The 18,050-nt window shown below is 35.8% G+C and carries 18 protein-coding genes and 1 riboswitch; of the genes, 1 reads left to right on the top strand and 17 read right to left on the bottom strand.

Annotated elements, in window-relative coordinates:
- Positions 1 to 12 precede the first annotated feature (12 nt).
- From ileS to mraZ, 15 genes are all read right to left on the bottom strand, one after another.
- Positions 13 to 2,790: an isoleucine--tRNA ligase gene (gene ileS / locus LAB100_RS00330; RefSeq protein ID WP_119326923.1), complete on the bottom strand. Its 2,778-nt coding sequence runs from the start codon at positions 2,788 to 2,790 to the stop codon at positions 13 to 15.
- 176 nt (positions 2,791 to 2,966) lie between these two features.
- Positions 2,967 to 3,722: a DivIVA domain-containing protein gene (locus LAB100_RS00325; RefSeq protein WP_119326924.1), complete on the bottom strand. Its 756-nt coding sequence runs from the start codon at positions 3,720 to 3,722 to the stop codon at positions 2,967 to 2,969.
- Positions 3,723 to 3,734: 12 nt separating this feature from the next.
- Positions 3,735 to 4,529, bottom strand: a complete 795-nt coding sequence (locus tag LAB100_RS00320; RefSeq protein ID WP_119326925.1) for a YlmH family RNA-binding protein — start codon at positions 4,527 to 4,529, stop codon at positions 3,735 to 3,737.
- A 2-nt stretch (positions 4,530 to 4,531) separates the two neighbouring features.
- Positions 4,532 to 4,798, bottom strand: a complete 267-nt coding sequence (locus tag LAB100_RS00315; RefSeq protein WP_119326926.1) for a YggT family protein — start codon at positions 4,796 to 4,798, stop codon at positions 4,532 to 4,534.
- Positions 4,799 to 4,812: 14 nt separating this feature from the next.
- Entirely contained in the window at positions 4,813 to 5,226 is a 414-nt protein-coding gene (locus tag LAB100_RS00310) for a cell division protein SepF (RefSeq protein WP_119326927.1), read from the bottom strand.
- Between the two features lie 14 nt (positions 5,227 to 5,240).
- Positions 5,241 to 6,488 carry a cell division protein FtsZ gene (gene ftsZ / locus LAB100_RS00305; protein WP_119326928.1) on the bottom strand — a complete coding sequence of 416 codons (1,248 nt, stop codon included), beginning with the start codon at positions 6,486 to 6,488 and terminating at the stop codon, positions 5,241 to 5,243.
- Positions 6,489 to 6,535: 47 nt separating this feature from the next.
- Positions 6,536 to 7,888, bottom strand: a complete 1,353-nt coding sequence (gene ftsA, locus LAB100_RS00300; protein ID WP_119326929.1) for a cell division protein FtsA — start codon at positions 7,886 to 7,888, stop codon at positions 6,536 to 6,538.
- A gap of 75 nt (positions 7,889 to 7,963) precedes the next feature.
- The gene (locus tag LAB100_RS00295) at positions 7,964 to 8,659 is read right to left on the bottom strand and encodes a cell division protein FtsQ/DivIB (protein ID WP_119326930.1); all 696 of its coding nucleotides are present in this window, start codon (positions 8,657 to 8,659) and stop codon (positions 7,964 to 7,966) included.
- Between the two features lie 19 nt (positions 8,660 to 8,678).
- Positions 8,679 to 9,779 (bottom strand): undecaprenyldiphospho-muramoylpentapeptide beta-N-acetylglucosaminyltransferase, encoded by a 1,101-nt coding sequence (murG, locus tag LAB100_RS00290; RefSeq protein ID WP_162894242.1) that lies wholly within the window; start codon positions 9,777 to 9,779, stop codon positions 8,679 to 8,681.
- A gap of 9 nt (positions 9,780 to 9,788) precedes the next feature.
- The gene (gene murD, locus LAB100_RS00285) at positions 9,789 to 11,162 is read right to left on the bottom strand and encodes a UDP-N-acetylmuramoyl-L-alanine--D-glutamate ligase (RefSeq protein WP_119326932.1); all 1,374 of its coding nucleotides are present in this window, start codon (positions 11,160 to 11,162) and stop codon (positions 9,789 to 9,791) included.
- A gap of 16 nt (positions 11,163 to 11,178) precedes the next feature.
- The gene (gene mraY / locus LAB100_RS00280; RefSeq protein WP_119326933.1) at positions 11,179 to 12,144 is read right to left on the bottom strand and encodes a phospho-N-acetylmuramoyl-pentapeptide-transferase; all 966 of its coding nucleotides are present in this window, start codon (positions 12,142 to 12,144) and stop codon (positions 11,179 to 11,181) included.
- A gap of 14 nt (positions 12,145 to 12,158) precedes the next feature.
- Positions 12,159 to 14,327, bottom strand: a complete 2,169-nt coding sequence (locus LAB100_RS00275) for a penicillin-binding transpeptidase domain-containing protein (RefSeq protein WP_119326934.1) — start codon at positions 14,325 to 14,327, stop codon at positions 12,159 to 12,161.
- A complete protein-coding gene (gene ftsL, locus LAB100_RS00270; protein ID WP_119326935.1) occupies positions 14,324 to 14,689 on the bottom strand; it encodes a cell division protein FtsL in 366 nt (121 codons plus the stop codon). The genes LAB100_RS00275 and ftsL overlap by 4 nt, the downstream gene beginning before the upstream one ends.
- A 12-nt stretch (positions 14,690 to 14,701) precedes the next feature.
- A complete protein-coding gene (gene rsmH / locus LAB100_RS00265) occupies positions 14,702 to 15,652 on the bottom strand; it encodes a 16S rRNA (cytosine(1402)-N(4))-methyltransferase RsmH (RefSeq protein WP_119326936.1) in 951 nt (316 codons plus the stop codon).
- Positions 15,642 to 16,073, bottom strand: a complete 432-nt coding sequence (mraZ, locus tag LAB100_RS00260) for a division/cell wall cluster transcriptional repressor MraZ (RefSeq protein ID WP_119326937.1) — start codon at positions 16,071 to 16,073, stop codon at positions 15,642 to 15,644. The genes rsmH and mraZ overlap by 11 nt, the downstream gene beginning before the upstream one ends.
- Before the next feature lie 214 nt (positions 16,074 to 16,287).
- Here mraZ and LAB100_RS00255 point away from each other — a divergent pair, with 214 nt between their 5' ends.
- Entirely contained in the window at positions 16,288 to 16,413 is a 126-nt protein-coding gene (locus LAB100_RS00255) for a DUF4044 domain-containing protein (protein ID WP_371851204.1), read from the top strand.
- A 55-nt stretch (positions 16,414 to 16,468) separates the two neighbouring features.
- Here the strand turns inward: LAB100_RS00255 and thiT are convergent, their stop codons facing one another.
- Both thiT and minD read right to left on the bottom strand, forming a co-directional pair.
- A complete protein-coding gene (gene thiT, locus LAB100_RS00250; RefSeq protein WP_119326939.1) occupies positions 16,469 to 17,050 on the bottom strand; it encodes an energy-coupled thiamine transporter ThiT in 582 nt (193 codons plus the stop codon).
- 48 nt (positions 17,051 to 17,098) lie between these two features.
- Positions 17,099 to 17,200, bottom strand: a riboswitch (TPP riboswitch).
- Positions 17,201 to 17,233: 33 nt separating this feature from the next.
- Complete coding sequence (gene minD / locus LAB100_RS00245; RefSeq protein WP_119326940.1) at positions 17,234 to 18,031, bottom strand: septum site-determining protein MinD; 798 nt, start codon at positions 18,029 to 18,031, stop codon at positions 17,234 to 17,236.
- Positions 18,032 to 18,050 lie beyond the last annotated feature (19 nt).

The raw sequence follows: 18,050 nt of genomic DNA, 5'->3' as shown, positions 1-18,050 counted from the left end.
ATTCACCCTATCCTATTCGTCAAAGCCATCTGTAATTGTTTCTGGATATTCCTTAGCAACAATTTTAGCACATCTAGCACAGAATGTTGGATAATGTTCATCACTACCGACATCAGTCTTGATCATACGACATCTTTGGCAAACATCACCTTCTGCTTTTTCAACTAGGACACTGGCAAGTTCATACTTATCAGCACCTGCTGGTTCAGCATCAGCAATTTCAAATTGTGAAACAATCAATAATTGTCCAAAGTTACTGTCAATCTTATCAAGTACAGCCTTTAATTCAGCGCTTGGACAAACTGTTACTTTAGCTTCAAGTGATTTACCGATCAACTTATCTGCACGGGCAACTTCTAGTGACTTCAAAACATTATCTCTAAAGTCCATGAAGACTGACCAATCTTTTTCAATTTCAGCTTGATCAGCAATATCTTCAACCTTAGGCATCTCTGCAAGTTGAACATATTCTTCAGGTTCTTTAAGGTATTCCCAAACTTGTTCCATGGTATGTGGCAAGATTGGTGTTAATAGCTTAGCTAATTTAACCGCTACATCATAGATAACAGTTTGCATCGAACGACGAGCATGTGAATCCTCAGCATCAATGTAAACAACATCTTTAGCAAAATCCAAGTAGAATGTTGACATTTCGTTAACAATGAAACTTACAACTGACTTAGCTACATCGGCAAAATCGTATTTATCATAATCAGCTAGAACTTCTTTAACAAGATCATTCAACTTAACTGTAATGTACTTGTCCTCTGGACGAAGATCATTATATGACACAGCATTAGTCTTAGGGTCAAAGTCAGTTGTATTAGCTAACATAAATCTAATTGTATTTCTGATCTTACGATAAGTTTCAGAAACTTGTTTAAATGAATCAACTGATACAGAAACATCAGAACTTGAGTCAACCGATGCAACCCAAAGACGGATAATCTCAGCACCAAATTGTCTTTCGATATCACTAGGAGCAATAACATTACCAAGTGATTTACTCATCTTAACGCCATTCTTATCAAGAGTGAATCCTTGTGAAAGAATAGCCTTGTAAGGAGCCACACCGTATGCAGCTACAGAAGTTACAAGCATTGAGTTAAACCAGCCACGATACTGATCAGAGCCTTCAAGAATCAAATCAGCTGGGAATGTAAGGTTATCACGAGTCTTAGCAACACCTGAATGAGCTGTCCCAGAGTCAAACCAAACATCAAGAATATCAGTTTCCTTAGTAAATTTACCATTAGGACTACCTGAATATGTAAAGCCTTCTGGAAGAAGATCCTTAGCATCACGTTCAGCCCAAACATTTGAACCATATTTGCCAAACAATTCAGCTACATGGTCAATTGTTTCTTTAGTCATGATTGGATCGCCATTTTCAGCATAAAAAATTGGTAGTGGAACACCCCAAGCACGTTGTCTTGAGATAACCCAATCACCACGATCACGAATCATATTGTAAAGACGAGTTTTACCCCAATCAGGCATAAAGTCGATCTTTTCAATTTCATCTAGAATCTGTTGTCTAAACTTATCAATTGAAGCAAACCATTGTGGAGTAGCACGGAAAATAACGGGTTTCTTAGTACGCCAATCATGTGGATAACTGTGAGTGAAGAAACTTAGTTTCAATAATGAGCCATTTTCCTTCATACGTTCAGTGATCAACTTATTAGCATCATCGTAGAAGACACCTTCATATTCAGGTACTTCATCTGTAAATCTACCTTGAGCATCAATTGGTGAAAAGACAGGCAACTTGTATTTCATACCAACAACAAAGTCATCAGCACCAAATCCAGGAGCTGTATGTACTAAACCAGTACCATCATCTAATGTAACGTGGTTACCTAAAATGATTGGTGATTTACGATCATAGAATGGATGTGTTGCTTCGATTCCTTCAAGATCTCTACCTTGGAAAGTCTTGAGAACTTCAACATTCTCCCAACCTAGTTGTTCTTGAACATATTGAAGTCTTTCTTGAGCTACAACATACTTCTTACCATCGGCATTAACTTCAGCATAGATAAACTTAGGATTAACACAGATAGCCATATTTGAAGGCATTGTCCATGGAGTAGTTGTCCAAATAATAAATGAAGCATCGCTATCTACAATACCTTTACCATCTCGTACCTTGAAAGCTACGAAAATTGAAGGTGATTTGATATCTTTATATTCAACTTCGGCTTCTGCTAGAGTTGACTCTGAAGATGGTGACCAATAAACGGGTTTCTTACCACGATAGATATAGCCCTTGTCGACCATTTCGCCAAAGACTTTAACTTCAGCCTCTTCAAATTCTGGTTGATAAGTAATGTATGGGTGATCCCAATCAGCAGAAATTCCCAAACGTTTGAATCCTGCCATTTGCTTTTTGATTTCGCCTTGAGCAAATTCGTAACACAACTTACGATAATCAGAAAGACTCATTTCCTTACGTTTAACACCCTTTTTAGCCAATTGTTGTTCAATTGGAAGACCATGAGTATCCCAGCCGGGTACGTAAGGTGCACGATAACCATCCATTGACTTATAACGAACAATAATATCCTTAGAAATTTTGTTCAAAGCATGTCCCATATGGATATCACCATTAGCAAATGGAGGTCCATCTAATAGTTCAAAGGTTGGTTTACCTTCGTTTAATTTTTGTCTTTGTTCATAAAGCTTATTATCTTCCCATGCCTTTTGCCATTCAGCTTCTTTGTTTGGCAAGTTTCCACGCATAGGGAATTTAGTTTTACCTAAATTTAAAGTATCTTTTACTCGCATTCTTTCACCCCTTCTAAAATAAAAAGAACCCATCCAATTTAGGACGAGTTCTCGCTATACCACCTATTGGTAAATCAAATAAATTGTCTAAGAGTTGATATACCCAGAATTATTTTTACTAGTCTCACACCATACACTAGCTCGCTGAAAAAATTTTCTTCAAAGCACTTGTTCTCTTAATTATTTTTAGGATCATCGTCAGACTTATCATCTTGAAAATTGAACGTAGGTTCATTCTGTTGATGATTGATCGTATAAGATTCATCTGGCTGATCATCCTGAATATTGTCATTATAATTCATTTGGTCTGAATTGAAAACCGAATTTTGATCATTTTCATAATCTTGTTGATTATCAGGCTGATTATTTTGATAATTTGGATTTGAATCTGGCCGAGGTTGGTCGCCAACTTCTTGTTTTAACTTGTCAGTAGATGTACTGTCATTAAGCTTTGACCACTCTGGACTATCCACCATATCCAACTGCTGTTTCAACATTCCCTGTAATCCTTGACGGAAAGAATTGACACTACGTTTCAAATTATCAGTTTCAATCGTTACCTGTCTTGCCCGATCTGATGCATCTTGTAAAATTCGATTAGATTTTTCAGTTGATTGATTCAATAAATCTCGAGCTTTTTTCTGTGACTCTTCAACAATTATTTGAGCCTCTTTTTCGGACTCTGTTTTAACTTTTTCAGCTGCCTCTTGAGCTACCAAGATTGACTGATTCAAGGCATCCTTCATATCAGTAAAGTATTTCAACTGCTCGGATGTATCTTTAAGTTCTTTTTCTAATTGCGCATTTTTTTGTAATGCCAAATTATAATCTTGAGCTGCTTGTTTTAAAAAACTTTCAACTTGGTCGCGGTCATAGCCTCGAAATTTACTATCAAATTCTTTATCCTGTATCTCTACTGGTGATAATACCATAACTTCACGCCCCTATTTCTTAATGATATTGACAAAAAGAATATACTTATTATTCTTGGATCGACCCATAATATCATTAATTCTTATGCGGCCAAAACCTCTAACACTAAGTGTATCAGTAATCGTCACAAATGAACTAGCATTTTTATTCACAACCCAATTAATTTGAACTTTTCCATGTTCTACCAAAGACTTAGAATTTTGCCTAGATAGATCATAGACCTCGGCAATAATCGTATCCAATCTCAAAGACTGAACATTGATCGTATCATCGGTTGAATCATCTTTTGGTAAAAGCAGTTCATCAAATCCTTTTTCAATTAAATGAATCTTGTATGGTCCAATTTTTTTGACCTGATCTTCAATATAGTCACTCATTGATTTAAATACAAAAAATTGCCAATTTTCGCCATCGGTAATAATATCTCCAAAACGATCACGTTCAACACCTGATCCTGTCAAGGAGCCTAATATTTGGCCGTGATGCAAATTAGCAAATTTTTCAGGATAACGTATTTCATACATCGTTATTCCATAATCAGATTCTTTAGGTACAAAATAGTCAGGAGCTATTATTCCCCTGACTCTTTCAGCATTTTCATAACCGCCAAAGTAATGCACGTATAAATCGTCATACTTATTTATCAGGTTATTTAAAATTGTTTGTTCACGTAGATTCAAAAAATCAGTGAGTTGTGGAGTATACATTGTTTGAGCTTTTAATAAAATATCGCTTATTTTATCAATGAATATTTTTTCCTCTGGACGGAAAAAACCTCCACCCATGATTGTTTTTTTATCATCCATAATTAGATTATTAAGAATATCGCTTTCTGCAATAATTGAATTAGTATAAGTGCAACTATTGGAGAAAAATCAATAAAACCAATACTCGTTGGTATGATTTTTTTGATTAGATTTAAGAATGGAGCCACCATTGCAACAATAAATCTTCCAAAAGCAGAATTGTATAGTGACGGTATAAAGGATAACAGACAGTACACAAAAATAATAAACTCATACAATTGAAAGGCCATACTGATAATGAATGGTAATCCACTTAAAATTCTATCCATATCTTTCCTCGACTTTATTCGTTTATATCTGGTATGCTTCCATCGACTTCAAACTTTGGTGGTGTGCAAAGAAAGATTTTTTCTCCAACACGTTTAATTTCGCCATTTAGGGCAAAGATAGTACCAGTTAAAAAGTCTACGATTCTCTTTGATTGTTCATCATTGACATTATTAAAATTAACAATTACAGCTTTGTTATTCAAAAGTTGTTTGGCAATAACTTTTGCATCTGAGTAAACTCTTGGCTGATAAATAGCAATTTTACTATTTGCTTTTGTTCTTGCTTCACTAGCTGTACTCATTGATACTACCTTTTCATTATTTGAATAATCTGTCTTGGGTTGTTCGGCATCAGTCTCGACTTTTTTCTCTTCGAAGTCGTCTTCATCATTAATACCGAAGAAACTGCCTAACTTTTCAAATGCCATAAGAAAATCTCCTTTTATTTTTTATTGCGACGTTTAAAAATTGGAGGAGTTGAATCATCATCGTCATCGCTTAAATCAATTGTTTCAGGTTTTTGGAAAATTTCAAAGTCTCCCTTTTCACTTGAAACATCTTTTTGTTTAGATGCATCACGATTGATGTCCCAATCAGCCAATGGGTCATTAGATGTTTGAGGTTGTTGTGGCTTTGGTTGGTTATTGCCATCACTTGACTTCTTACTGTTATTTAATGTTGCTCTGGGGTTGTTTAAAGGACGTCTAGCTGGTTCTCTCTTTTTAGGATCATCGCCACTTTCAACGCCAGTTGCAATAACTGTAACCTTAACTTGATCACCAAGAGTATCATCGATTGAAGTACCAAAGATAATATTAACATCAGATGTAGCTTGTTCGGAAACAATTTGCGCTGCGTCTTGGGCTTCAAACAATGATAAGTCTGGACCACCAGTGATATTAAGAAGAACTTGTTTAGCACCATCAATTGAAACTTCAAGTAATGGTGAAGAAATAGCCTTCTTAGTAGCTTCGGTAATTCTATTTTCACCGTTAGCTTGACCAATACCCATTAGAGCTGAACCTTGATCAGACATAACAGTCTTAACATCAGCAAAATCCAAGTTAACGAATCCAGGTGATGTAATAAGATCAGAAATACTTTGTACACCTTGACGCAAAACATCGTCAGCAATGCTAAAGGCTTCGCTCATTGGTGTCTTCTTATCGACAATTTCAAGCAATTTGCTATTTGAAATAAGAACTAAAGTATCAACATCTTTTTTAAGCTCAGTAATACCATCAGCCGCAAAACGAGAACGTTTAGCACCTTCAAAAGCAAATGGACGTGTAACAACACCAACAGTCAATGCGCCACTTTCCTTAGCAATATTAGCAACGATAGGTGCAGCACCAGTACCGGTACCACCACCCATTCCGGCAGTTACGAAAATCATATCTGCGCCTTCGAGAGCTTCTTTAATGGCCTCTTCACTTTCTTGAGCAGCCTTTTGACCAACCTCTGGGTTAGAACCGGCACCTAATCCACGAGTCAATTTAGGTCCTAATTGAATTTTAGTTTCGGCATTTGAGTTTTCTAAAGCTTGAACATCAGTATTAGCAGCGATGAATTGTACACCCTTGATTCCTGCTTCTACCATTCGGTTCACGGCATTGCCACCGGCACCACCGACACCGATAACTTTGATTACCGCTCCTTTATTTTGGGTTGAGTCTAAAGTATATTCCATTAAGGAGTTCCTCCTATTTTAAATCTCTAATTTATTTTATATTATTTTTAATCAAAAAATCTGCTCCAAAAATCCTTGAATTTCGACATCTTTTTACCCTTTTCAGGAGTTGTCGTTTCTTCTTGGCTTGTTTGTTCATCTTGAACTGGAGCTGGTTTCTCAGGTTGTTCCATCGACTGTTGAACCGTTTCAGGAACTACTTGAGGTTGTGGTCTACCGCCATTTGGGTCAACAGTTGCACCGTTGACGACATTGTCAGCAATCACTCCAATATCATTCAATCGAGAAGCATAAGTTACTAATCCTAATCCTAGTGAGTATGAAGGATAACGCATTCCCATTTGGGTTGGAACATAACTTCTAACCTTAACATCAAAAATCTTTCGAGCCAGATCCTCAACATTAGGAGTGGCAGCCACCCCACCTGTTAAGACGATTCCACCAGGTAGGGATAAAGCTCCCGCATCCTCTAGTGGTCCTTGTAATCTGGTGAAAATTTGATTAAGTCGTGCTTCAATTATCTCAGCAAGATATTCTTCTGAAATCATAGTTGGTTCATTTTTACCAACGACTTCAACGCTTATATTTTCATCAGTGGTTGATTTATCAGCTGATGCATTACCATAATAAAGCTTCAACTGATTAGCATTATCAACCGTTGTATTCAAGACAACTGAGATATCATGTGTAACATAATCTCCGCCTTCAAAATCAACTGTTGATAACTTCAAGTTATGATCATGAACAACTGAAGCAGTTGTTTGACCTGCACCCATGTCAATAATCACAGCACCAAAGTCACTCTCACCGTCATTTAAAACGACTTGACTCAATGCCATTGGAGAAATAACTTTATGAATAATATTTAAACCGGCCTTTTGAATAGCCTTTTTTGTATTATGTACGATTGTTTTTGGCGCAGTATAAATTATACCTGTCATTTCCAGACGTACGCCAATCATTCCACGTGGATCACGAATATTATTAAATCCATCAACTGAGAATTGCTTAGGTATCAACGATACCACTTCACGCTCACTAGGTAAGTTTTGGACCATAGCAGCCAGCATAACCTGTCTGACGTCATTTTCGTTGATTTCTTTCGATTGAGAACCAACAGCTATCATTCCCTGACACTTCTCAATCTGTAACATATTAGCCGATATACCGACTACAACGTCACGAATGGAAATATTTGCCTGTGTTTCGGCCTTCTTAATGGCTCTTCGGATAGCATTAGCAGCTTTATCAATATCGACTATAACGCCACGGCTTACTCCCTCGGATCTCTCGCTTCCTACGCCAACAATACTTAATCTATCATCAGACGATTCAGCAACCACTACTTTTATCGAATTTGTACCAATATCAAGACCTACAAAAAATTCAGAATTGTCCATTAATCGTGGCAGCCTCCCTTACCTAGAAAAATCTATTCACTAAAAAATTTTAACACAAAAATGATTATATTAAACCTATTTCTTGTCTTTAAAGGGATAAGAATAGGCACCGATCTCTAAATCTATAACGCCCTTTTTCTTCATTTGGGCAGCCATCCCTGGATAATACTTCAATTTGGACTGGACCGTTCTCATATCAGCAATAACCTTATTACCATCGTTCATATCGATTTTAATGCGATACGGATTCAACTTAGTTGGAGAATTATAAAATTCTGAAACGTTAGTCTTAACATTACTTGGCAAACCCGCATAGATATTAGACATTTTCTTTAATCGAGCCGAACTAAAATTACTGTACGTTGGATAATTTCCAATTGGAGAACTCAATTTTTGATTCAAAATCTGACCATTGTTTATTATTCGATAATATCCACCGTCTTTATAAATATAACCTAGCGTTGGATATTCCTTAACTGTGATCGTTAAATCACGAAGATTATGGGTTCCAAATGAAATTTTTTTAACCGATGGTAATTTTTTTTCGGTTCTTTTAGAAATTGATCCATGATGTATCAAAACATTTAAAAGTGTTGAATTATCGTCGATCTTGGTCGCATTAATTATTTGTTGCGCACCTAAATCATTAACACCTTTGACATTAATATTTCGAACTTTACTCAAAGGTGAACCAAAATAAGCAATCAAAACGATAACAAAAACTATTATAAAAATAAAACTATTTTTACTTATCTTAATTCTCTTCTTCAACGCCTTTAGTCCTCATAAATTACTTATTTACTAAGTCAGACAAAACCTTTATCAAACGATCAGCCGCATCAGGAACACCAATTTTTTTAGAATTAGCAGACATCTCTTCTTGAACTTTAGAATCACTCATAATCTCATTTATTTCTTTAAATAACGAGTCTGATGTCAATTCTTTTTCGGGAATCATCTTGGCAGCTTTGACTTTAACAACTGACATAGCATTTTTAGTTTGATGATCATGTGTGACATAAGGACTAGGGATAAAGATTGCTGGAATACCTAAAGCAGTTATTTCCGCAATACTTGTTGCGCCGCTTCGTCCTACAATCAACTTAATGTCAGGCAAAATTTCCGGCATATTATCAATATATGGTAATACGGAGATATTTGCACTATTTAAATACTTAGAATCAATCAATTTAACAACATTGTCATAATGTACTCGTCCTGTAACAAACAGAACTTGGTAATCAGCCTTAACAAATCGATCCATTGTTTCAATGGTTGCTTGATTAATTGGTTTAGCTCCTCGAGAGCCTCCAAAAATCATTACTGTATCTTTATCTGGTGCTAAATCAAATTCTTTTAAACGATCATTTTTCTTAATATCAACGACTTCTTGAGCCCGTGGGTTACCAGTGAAAACTATTTTCTTCTTTTCACTAAATTGATCTGTTGCCTCAGTGAATGCAATGGCAATTTTATCAACAAAGTGAGCCAAAAACTTATTAGTAACTCCTGCAATCGTATTTTGCTCGTGAATGACCGTTGAAATATGCATTGTATGTGCAGCATAGACGATAGCACTTGAAACATAACCACCAGTACCGATTACAATATCCGGTTTGAATTCCTTAATAATTTTGCGAGATTTACTAATACTTGATAAGAAGAGACGAACTGTTTTGACATTTTCAAGAGTTAAACGACGTTTAAAACCTTGAATTTCAATTGTTTTAAAATTCAAGCCAGCATTCTTAACTATTTTGCTCTCCAAGCCCTTTTCTGTTCCAACGTATAAAACATCATCAATTAAGTCACGTTCTTTAAGACGCTTGATTAGAGCCATTGCTGGATAAATATGACCACCTGTTCCACCACCGGAAACAATTATACGCATCTTTGCCATTTACTTAACTTCTCCCTTTAAAGTTTCAACCTCTTCAATATATTGGTCTCCACGTTCCTCAAAGGTATGGAATTGATCCCAACTAGCTGCAGCAGGTGAAAGTAAAATCACATCACCAGCATCGCTTTGCTTATATGCTTCTGGTACAGCTTCCCTTAAGTTATCTACTTTAATAATATTGCCAACATCAGCTTTTTCAGCTGAAGAAATAACCTTGTCAGCCGTTTGACCATAGACGACCAAATTATTAACTTTTCCCTTCAATGAAGGAATTAATTCATCGAAACCATTACCTCGATCAAGCCCACCGGCAATCAAAGTAATTGGAGCTTTGAAGGCACTCAAGGCCACAATAGTTGCCTCAACATTTGTTGCTTTAGAGTCATTATAAAATTTATGACCACCAAAAGTATCGACATATTGTATGCGGTGCTTGACACCTCTAAATGATGACAATACCTCAATAATGTCTTCATTTTTAACGTTATACAATTTAGCTACCGTAATAGCTGCCAAAGTATTTTGAACGTTATGCTCACCAGGAATTTGGATATCATCAATATTCATGATTTTTTCGCCATTGCAATAAATAATATTATCTTTAACAAAAGCGCCGTGTTCTAATTCTTGATTATCAGAGAATGGCAAAATTTTAGCATTTGACTGTTGAGCTAGATTACGCCATTCCTCTGTATTGTAATTCACAACAAAGTAATCATTCTTATTTTGATTCTTAGTAATATGCATCTTAGCTTTAATATAATTTTCACGTGTTTTATGAAAATCAAGATGAGTTGAATAAATATTATTTAAAACTGCAACATGTGGATGCAGGTCAATAGTTCCTTCTAGTTGAAAACTTGATAACTCCGTAACCACTACGTCATCTTTAGTAGCTTTTTGAATAACATCAGAAATAGGGATTCCGATGTTGCCGGCATAGTATGACTGTGAAAACTCTGGTGAATGTTTCAACATCAATTGAATTAATGTTGTTACGGTAGTTTTACCATTTGTACCAGTAACAGCAACCATCGTGGCATCGGAAAAACTATAAGCAATTTCCGGTTCAGTAACAACTGGAATATTCAATTTTTCAGCTTGTTGAACCAAATCATTAGAATAAAAAATTCCGGGATTTTTTACCAAATAATCAAAAGAATCATCAATTAAACTGGCATCATTACTACCGGTAATCACATTAAATCCATCATCGATCAATGTTTGTGCTTCTGTATTATTTTCTAGAGGATTAGAATCAACAACTGTTACATCTGAACCCATCTTTTTAAGCAACTTAGCAACTGCAAAGCCGCTCTTAGCTAAACCCAATACTAAGATCTTTTTGTTTGAATAATTACTCTTTGTTTTCATTGTGATAATTTACTTCCTATATAAATAAAATTAGATAAATTGCGGAACAAATTGCACCGACGATCCAAAATACAATATCAATTTTCCATTCAGTCCAACCTAACATCTCAAAATGATGATGAATTGGTGTCATTTTAAAAATTCGACGATGGAATACTTTAAATGAGAAGACTTGTAACATAACACTCAAGGTTTCAATTACATAAACCAAACCAATCAATAATAGTGACCAATAACGTCCTAGAAGAATTGAAATAGCTGCCAAACCAGCACCTAATGCCAAAGAACCAACGTCACCCATAAAAATTTTGGCTGGTTTGTGATTGTAAATCAAAAAGGCTAACAAAGCTCCAACAACTGAGAAACAAACGATTGCTAGATCTATACGGTTTTGATTAAGTGAAATAACACCATAAGTTGCATAAGATATGGCTCCTAATCCACCTAACAAACCATCCAAACCATCAGTCAAGTTAGTAGCATTTGAGAAACCAACTAACCAGAAAAGTGTAAATAAAATGAAAATCACTGCTGAATTAACTGATAAAATACCAGGAATCGTGAAATTCATTGGCAATTGATCATCATTGTAGACATACAAGAAAATAATTCCCACAATAACTTGCAATGAAGCTTTTTGCCAAGCACGTAATCCAAGATTACGTTTTTTAAATACTTTGATGAAATCATCAATAAAACCAATACATCCATACAAAACAATGACAAATGTCGTGATCAACAATGATCGATCCATTTGTCCTTGCCAAATACCGACCCAGACGTCAGTAACAAGTGTTGCAAAGATAATCAACAGCCCACCCATAGTTGGTGTTCCTGATTTCTTTTCATGCCATTTTGGACCTTCTTCACGAATTGATTGACCCTCTTTGTGAGCAACCAAATATCCAATCAAGAAAGGCATTAAGATAGCTACGATGGCAAACGAGCTAACTATATCGAAAACAATATGACTAATTTCCATGAAAATCCCCTTAATTATTTATTTTTCAATGTAACTATAATTTTACCACTCTCATTTATCACATGACCAGACTTGATAGATTGTTTGACCACATATCCATCACCCTTAGTTGTGACCTGCTTACCAGTGATTTCGGCAAATTTCAAAACATCATTTTTTGACCAGCCAGTCAAATCAGGCATTGTCATTGCTCCGTTAGTCAATAGGACAATTCTTTGACCCGGCATGACTTTCTCACCACTTGCTGGTAATTGTTGAACTACCTTATTACCAGTACCAACAACACCAGACTGTAATTTCAAGTCCTTGATTTCACTCAAGGCATCATTAGTCGACTTATCTAATAGACTAGGAATGCTGACATACTGACTGCCAGCTTCAGTAGTATTAGTTGGCGATTCACCTTGACTTACTAGCCTTTTAACTAATGGATTGAAGATTTCTGAAAGAATTTTTTCTGGCGCTTCTGTCATTTTCTGTGGTTGTTTCATAGTTACGTAAACAATGTAATTAGGATCATTGTATGGAACTAAACCTGCAACTGAGAAAATATAATTATTATTACCAGTCAAATAACCACCTTCTGGTGAGGCAATTTGAGCTGTACCTGTTTTAACCCCAACTTTAACACCCGGAACATTGTAGACAATACCTGTACCATATTCTTTAGTAACAACTTGACGCATTGCCTTTTGAACCTTCTTGGCCGTACTTGCTTTAATTGGTTGACTAACAACTTGTCGTTTGAAAGTTTTAGTAGTCTTGCCAGTATTAGGATCAACAACTTTTTTAATAATTTGAGGTTTGATCATTTTTCCACCATTAGCAATAGCAGAAAAAGCCTGTAGCATTTGGATTGTATTGACATTGACACTTTGACCAAAAGAAGTCATTGCTTGATCACTAGTGTGCTCATAAGAAATACTACCAGAAACCTCGCCAGGCAATTCAATACCGGTCTTCTTACCAATATTAAATTTGTGCATGTATTCGAGCCATGTCTTAGAACCCATTTCTTGTTCCAATTTGACCATTCCAACATTAGATGATCTAGTAAAAGCTTGTGAAAGTGGAATATAACCCCAACCGGCAGTATTCCAATCACCAATTGTTCGTCCCCCAACTTCAACAGTACCGGATTTGTATAGCTGATTAGGATCATAATTGCCAGAATCAATTGATGCTGACAAAGTAAGGATTTTCATAACTGATCCCGGTTCAAATTGATCTTCAACCAAAGTATCACGCCAACTATCACTTAGTCCCTTACCCGTAGTAGGATTAAACGTTGGCCGTTGTGTGGCCGCTTCAATAGCGCCTGTTCTAGCATTCATAACTAAAATCTGAAGATCCTTAGGTGCATACTTCTCATCAACAGTTTGTGCCAAAATTTCAGCATATTGTTGAATTTTACTATTTAAAGTTAAGTAAATATTCGAACCATCAGCAGAACTCTTTTCGATTACTTGTGAATCAGGCAATTCATTACCACTGTTATCAACCTTTGTAATCTTTTTACCGTTGCGACCAGACAGAACTTTATTAAAGTATTTTTCGATTCCCATTACACCACTAATATTACTATTCTGATCATTAGCATTATCAGCTTTTGTAATACCAACCAAATTTGTTGCAAAAACTCCATTTGGATAAGATCTCGAAGGTAATTCTACAAAGTGAATTCCTGGAAGCTTTTTGGCAGTGATCTTTCGTTTGATTTCAATTGATAAACCACGTCCTGCTTGACCAAACTCCACTTGATATTGATTTTTACTTTTAGGAGTTAAATACTTCCGAAGCTGTTTTTGTGATAGCGGTAAGTACTTGCTTAAAATTCGAGCTGTTTTCTCTTTATCGGTAACATAATCTGGCTTACCATCAGTCGTTTTAGATTTGTGGCTAACAATTGCATAAATATTATAAATTGTTGCATCACCAGCAATCATATTGCCATCATTATCCAAAATGTCGCCACGTTTAGCATTAACCTTTGTTACATTTTCATATTTTTGTTTAGTCCTTTTAACCAAATTAACACCATCATATTGCTTACTCATTGAGACATAGGCGAATCTTTGGACAAAAAGGATAAAAGAAAAGGCAGTCGCAATCAAAATTACCATACCAACAATATAATGATTGCGTCTTGCCTTATTTTTAAATAATTTTCTGAACTTACTCATTTCGAAATATTCCTTACATTGTTGTCACTCATTTTCAAATTATGCTTTTTTGCAAAAGAAGAAAAACGATCAAAACTAGTTAACTCAGAAATTTCTTGTCTTAAATTAACGTTACTTGTATTTGTTTTCGATATTTGTGTTGTTAAACTGTCCAATTTATTTTGAGAAGAAGTCATAGAAACTTTTATGCTAACCAAAGTTACCATTAAGGCCAAAGTCAAAAGAGCGAGGCCAACAATAGCACAAGTCTCAAATTTTGACAGAGCAACACCTTGCGATTCAGGAGTAACTTGTACTTCTGGCTTAGGTTGTTGTTCCACTTGATATTCTTGTAAATTTCTAGCAGTACTTTCTTCTCTCATATTAATTCTCCATTATATCTTTTCAACAACACGTAATTTGGCGCTATGAGCCCGGTTATTTTCAGACAATTCCTCAGTATTAGGTAAAATTGGTTTCCTAGTTATCTGTTTTAGAATTGGTTTTATATCATCTGGAATAACAGGTAGTCCCCTTGGTACATCGACATGGGAATTGTCCTTAAAAATGTGCTTAACAATTCGGTCTTCTTTAGATTGAAAAGTTATAACGCTGATTCTGCCCTTTGGAGCTAACAAATCAATTGCTTGTTCAAGTGATCTCTCAAGAGATCCTAACTCATCATTAACAGCAATTCTTATTGCTTGAAATACACGCTTTGCAGGATGGCCTCCAGTTCTTCTGGCAGCCGCTGGAATAGCATTCTTGATAATATCTGCTAATTCCAAAGTTGAAGTAATGCGGTGATCTTCACGAGTACGTTCTATAGCACGAGCTATTTGCTTAGCAAATTTTTCATCACTATATTTATAGAAAATACCTACTAATTCATTGTAAGACCAATCATTGACGATTTTTTCAGCATCAAGATCTTGTCTTTGGTCCATCCTCATATCTAAACGTGCTTCTTTTTTATAGCTAAAGCCACGTACGGCGTCATCAAATTGTGGAGATGAAACTCCCAAATCATAGACAATTCCGTCGACCTTCTCTACCCCAAGTTCATTCAGACGTTCTTGCATATTTTCAAAATTATCACGTATCAAAGTTAACGAGTTATCGCCAATTATTTCAGAATCATTTTGAATACTCTCACCGACTTCAATAGCAGCTTCATCACGATCAAAAACATAAAGATGACTATGGTGTACTCGACTCAATAGTTCTTTAGTGTGTCCTCCACGTCCAAAGGTTGCGTCAACATAAATCCCATTATCACGAGGATTCACTTCATCTATAGTTTCTTTTAAAAGTACTGTTTTATGTTTATATACATTAGAAGTCAAAGTCTGTCATTTTCTCCGATATTTCTTCAAAATTATCTTCAGCCTCTTGGCTAAATTGATTCCAACGTTCCTCATCCCAAATTTCAATTCGGTCGGAAACGCCAACGATTACACAATTCTTGTTTAATTTGGCAAATTTGATCAATGAAGTCGACAAATTAATCCGACCTTGTTTATCAAATTCCACCTCTGCAGCAGCAGAATAAAAGAAACGAGTAAATGCCCTAGCATCTTTCTTCGTCAAGGGTAACTTATCTAATTGAGCTTCAAGTTTATCCCACTGTTCCAAAGGATACCCAAAAAGGCAACCATCCATGCCTCGAGTTATAACAAAACCATCACCAAGCAACTTTCTAAACTTAGCTGGGACAATAACCCGACCTTTTGTATCAAGTGTGTGATGAAATTCACCCATAAACATGGAAGGCTCACCTCGATTCTTTAACACTTCCTAATTTACCACAATTCCCCACTTTTAACCACACGATATTGACATTCGGTCAATAAATGTGAAAGCAGTTACTAATTATACAGTTCTAGCGGTGGGGGATTTTCCCAATTTTGGAAATAAGCTCTTACAAAGATTGCATAAATTGGTTTTGTGAAGTAGTATTTCACTATATATTAATTTGGTGGTGGAAGTTTTGGACGATAAAAAACCTAAAAGCACTTTAACTAAAATTACTCAGGTTGTTGTTTGGCTAATGATATTAGTCACAATCGGTGGAGTAGTTTTAGGTGCCATAATGAGTTTTATTTAAAAACAAAAAAAAGAGGACGTAAACCTTAATGGTTTACGTCCTCTTTGATTTTTAACTAATTTCTAACAATGATTAATCGTTTAAATACTCGATTCAATACCACTGCCAAAACCAACATCATTATCATATTGGCAATAAAACTGCCTCCGTTGATGACCAATGAATAAATCCATGGGTTCATTGTCTTAGGAGCATAACTTCCCCAATAAATACCACCAGCAATAAAATGAAAGAAATACTTTGCAAAGAAACCAATTGCTGAATAAAAAATAATTAATCCTAAAGTACTCTTACCTTCTTCAATGGCGCGTTTAACTCGCACACTACCTAGGCCGATCAAACCAACAACACCGAATGCTAATGGATATTCAACAAAACCTTGTAGAGGATTTAAAAATCCGCCATTGCTGAACCCCCGCAACACAAGATCCAAAATTCCCCAAACTAGGCCTGCCATTAAACCAGCCTTAAGACCACGACGTAATGCAAAAATGGCCATTGGTATCAAACCATACATAAATTCAATCGAGGATACCCCAGTTGAATGTGGTACAAATGATAAAACTAATGCCAAAGCGGTTATTAAAGCCCCTTCGGTAATAACGATTAAATCGCTACTTCTTCCAACATTAGTCATAAAAAAAGAACTCCCTTCTGATTTAGTCATCACAAGAGAGTTCGAGCATCTGCTTGAACAACACTATCCCTACGCATGTATTAACATAACAGGTTTAAAGGGTCTGAACAATTTGTTCACTCTCAGCCAAAGGCTCCCCCTGTGTTGACTTATTTAATTTACAGAAAAATTGTACCATAGAGTTTATTTTCTTCCAAACACTCTGCCCCAAAAGCCAACTTTTTTAGTACCACTCGACAGATTCAAAGGAATATTTTGTCCCAACATTCTTCGAGCAATATTTTGATAACTATGGCCAGCATCACTTTGAGGATCAAACGCAACTGTTTGACCGGAATTGGAGGCGGCAATAACTTTATCCTCGTCAATAACAATTCCCAACAAAGGAATTCCTAAATGATTAACGATATCATCAATTCTCATTGAAGTTCCTTCATTGATCATATTCTTACGAATTCGATTAATAATTAAATGTGGTGTAATTGGCATATTCATATTTTCAAGAATTCCAACTACTCGATCTGCATCACTAACTGAAGCAACTTCTGGATTAGTTACGACCAAGGCACCATCAGCAATTGAAACGGCATTTTGAAAACCATATTCAATTCCGGCAGGACAATCGATCATCACAAAATCAAATCGTTGTTTTAGTTCATTGACAATATTACCCACTGATTCTTTGTCCAAAACATACTTATCAGCAAACTGTGAGGCTGCTAACAAATACAAATTATCTTCAAATCTTGGGTCTCGAACTAAAGCTTGCGAAACAACTACTCGATGCTGAGCAACATCCACAATGTCATAGACAATTCGATTAGTCAGTCCCATAACTGCATCAAGATTTCTCAATCCAATATCCAAATCAACCATGCAAACCTTTTTGCCAAGACTTGCCAAGACAGAACTAACATTTGCAGTAGTAGTAGTTTTACCTACTCCACCTTTTCCAGAAGTAACAACTATTGATATCCCCATAGTTAACCTGCCCTTTTTC

Origin of the sequence: Companilactobacillus musae (assembly GCF_003967595.1) — a bacterium.
GTDB lineage: Bacteria > Bacillota > Bacilli > Lactobacillales > Lactobacillaceae > Companilactobacillus > Companilactobacillus musae.
The sequence above is the reverse complement of the archived record's forward strand: the minus strand, read 5'-3'. Positions and strand labels throughout refer to the sequence as shown.

Bases quoted from the DNA above. Each gene is read 5' to 3' on its own strand.
- ileS (WP_119326923.1), bottom strand. From the start codon at position 2,790: ATGCGAGTAAAAGATACTTTAAATTTAGGTAAAACTAAATTCCCTATG.
- LAB100_RS00325 (WP_119326924.1), bottom strand. From the start codon at position 3,722: ATGGTATTATCACCAGTAGAGATACAGGATAAAGAATTTGATAGTAAA.
- LAB100_RS00320 (WP_119326925.1), bottom strand. From the start codon at position 4,529: ATGGATGATAAAAAAACAATCATGGGTGGAGGTTTTTTCCGTCCAGAG.
- LAB100_RS00315 (WP_119326926.1), bottom strand. From the start codon at position 4,798: ATGGATAGAATTTTAAGTGGATTACCATTCATTATCAGTATGGCCTTT.
- LAB100_RS00310 (WP_119326927.1), bottom strand. From the start codon at position 5,226: ATGGCATTTGAAAAGTTAGGCAGTTTCTTCGGTATTAATGATGAAGAC.
- ftsZ (WP_119326928.1), bottom strand. From the start codon at position 6,488: ATGGAATATACTTTAGACTCAACCCAAAATAAAGGAGCGGTAATCAAA.
- ftsA (WP_119326929.1), bottom strand. From the start codon at position 7,888: ATGGACAATTCTGAATTTTTTGTAGGTCTTGATATTGGTACAAATTCG.
- murG (WP_162894242.1), bottom strand. From the start codon at position 9,779: ATGCGTATAATTGTTTCCGGTGGTGGAACAGGTGGTCATATTTATCCA.
- murD (WP_119326932.1), bottom strand. From the start codon at position 11,162: ATGAAAACAAAGAGTAATTATTCAAACAAAAAGATCTTAGTATTGGGT.
- mraY (WP_119326933.1), bottom strand. From the start codon at position 12,144: ATGGAAATTAGTCATATTGTTTTCGATATAGTTAGCTCGTTTGCCATC.
- LAB100_RS00275 (WP_119326934.1), bottom strand. From the start codon at position 14,327: ATGAGTAAGTTCAGAAAATTATTTAAAAATAAGGCAAGACGCAATCAT.
- ftsL (WP_119326935.1), bottom strand. From the start codon at position 14,689: ATGAGAGAAGAAAGTACTGCTAGAAATTTACAAGAATATCAAGTGGAA.
- mraZ (WP_119326937.1), bottom strand. From the start codon at position 16,073: ATGTTTATGGGTGAATTTCATCACACACTTGATACAAAAGGTCGGGTT.
- thiT (WP_119326939.1), bottom strand. From the start codon at position 17,050: ATGACTAATGTTGGAAGAAGTAGCGATTTAATCGTTATTACCGAAGGG.
- minD (WP_119326940.1), bottom strand. From the start codon at position 18,031: ATGGGGATATCAATAGTTGTTACTTCTGGAAAAGGTGGAGTAGGTAAA.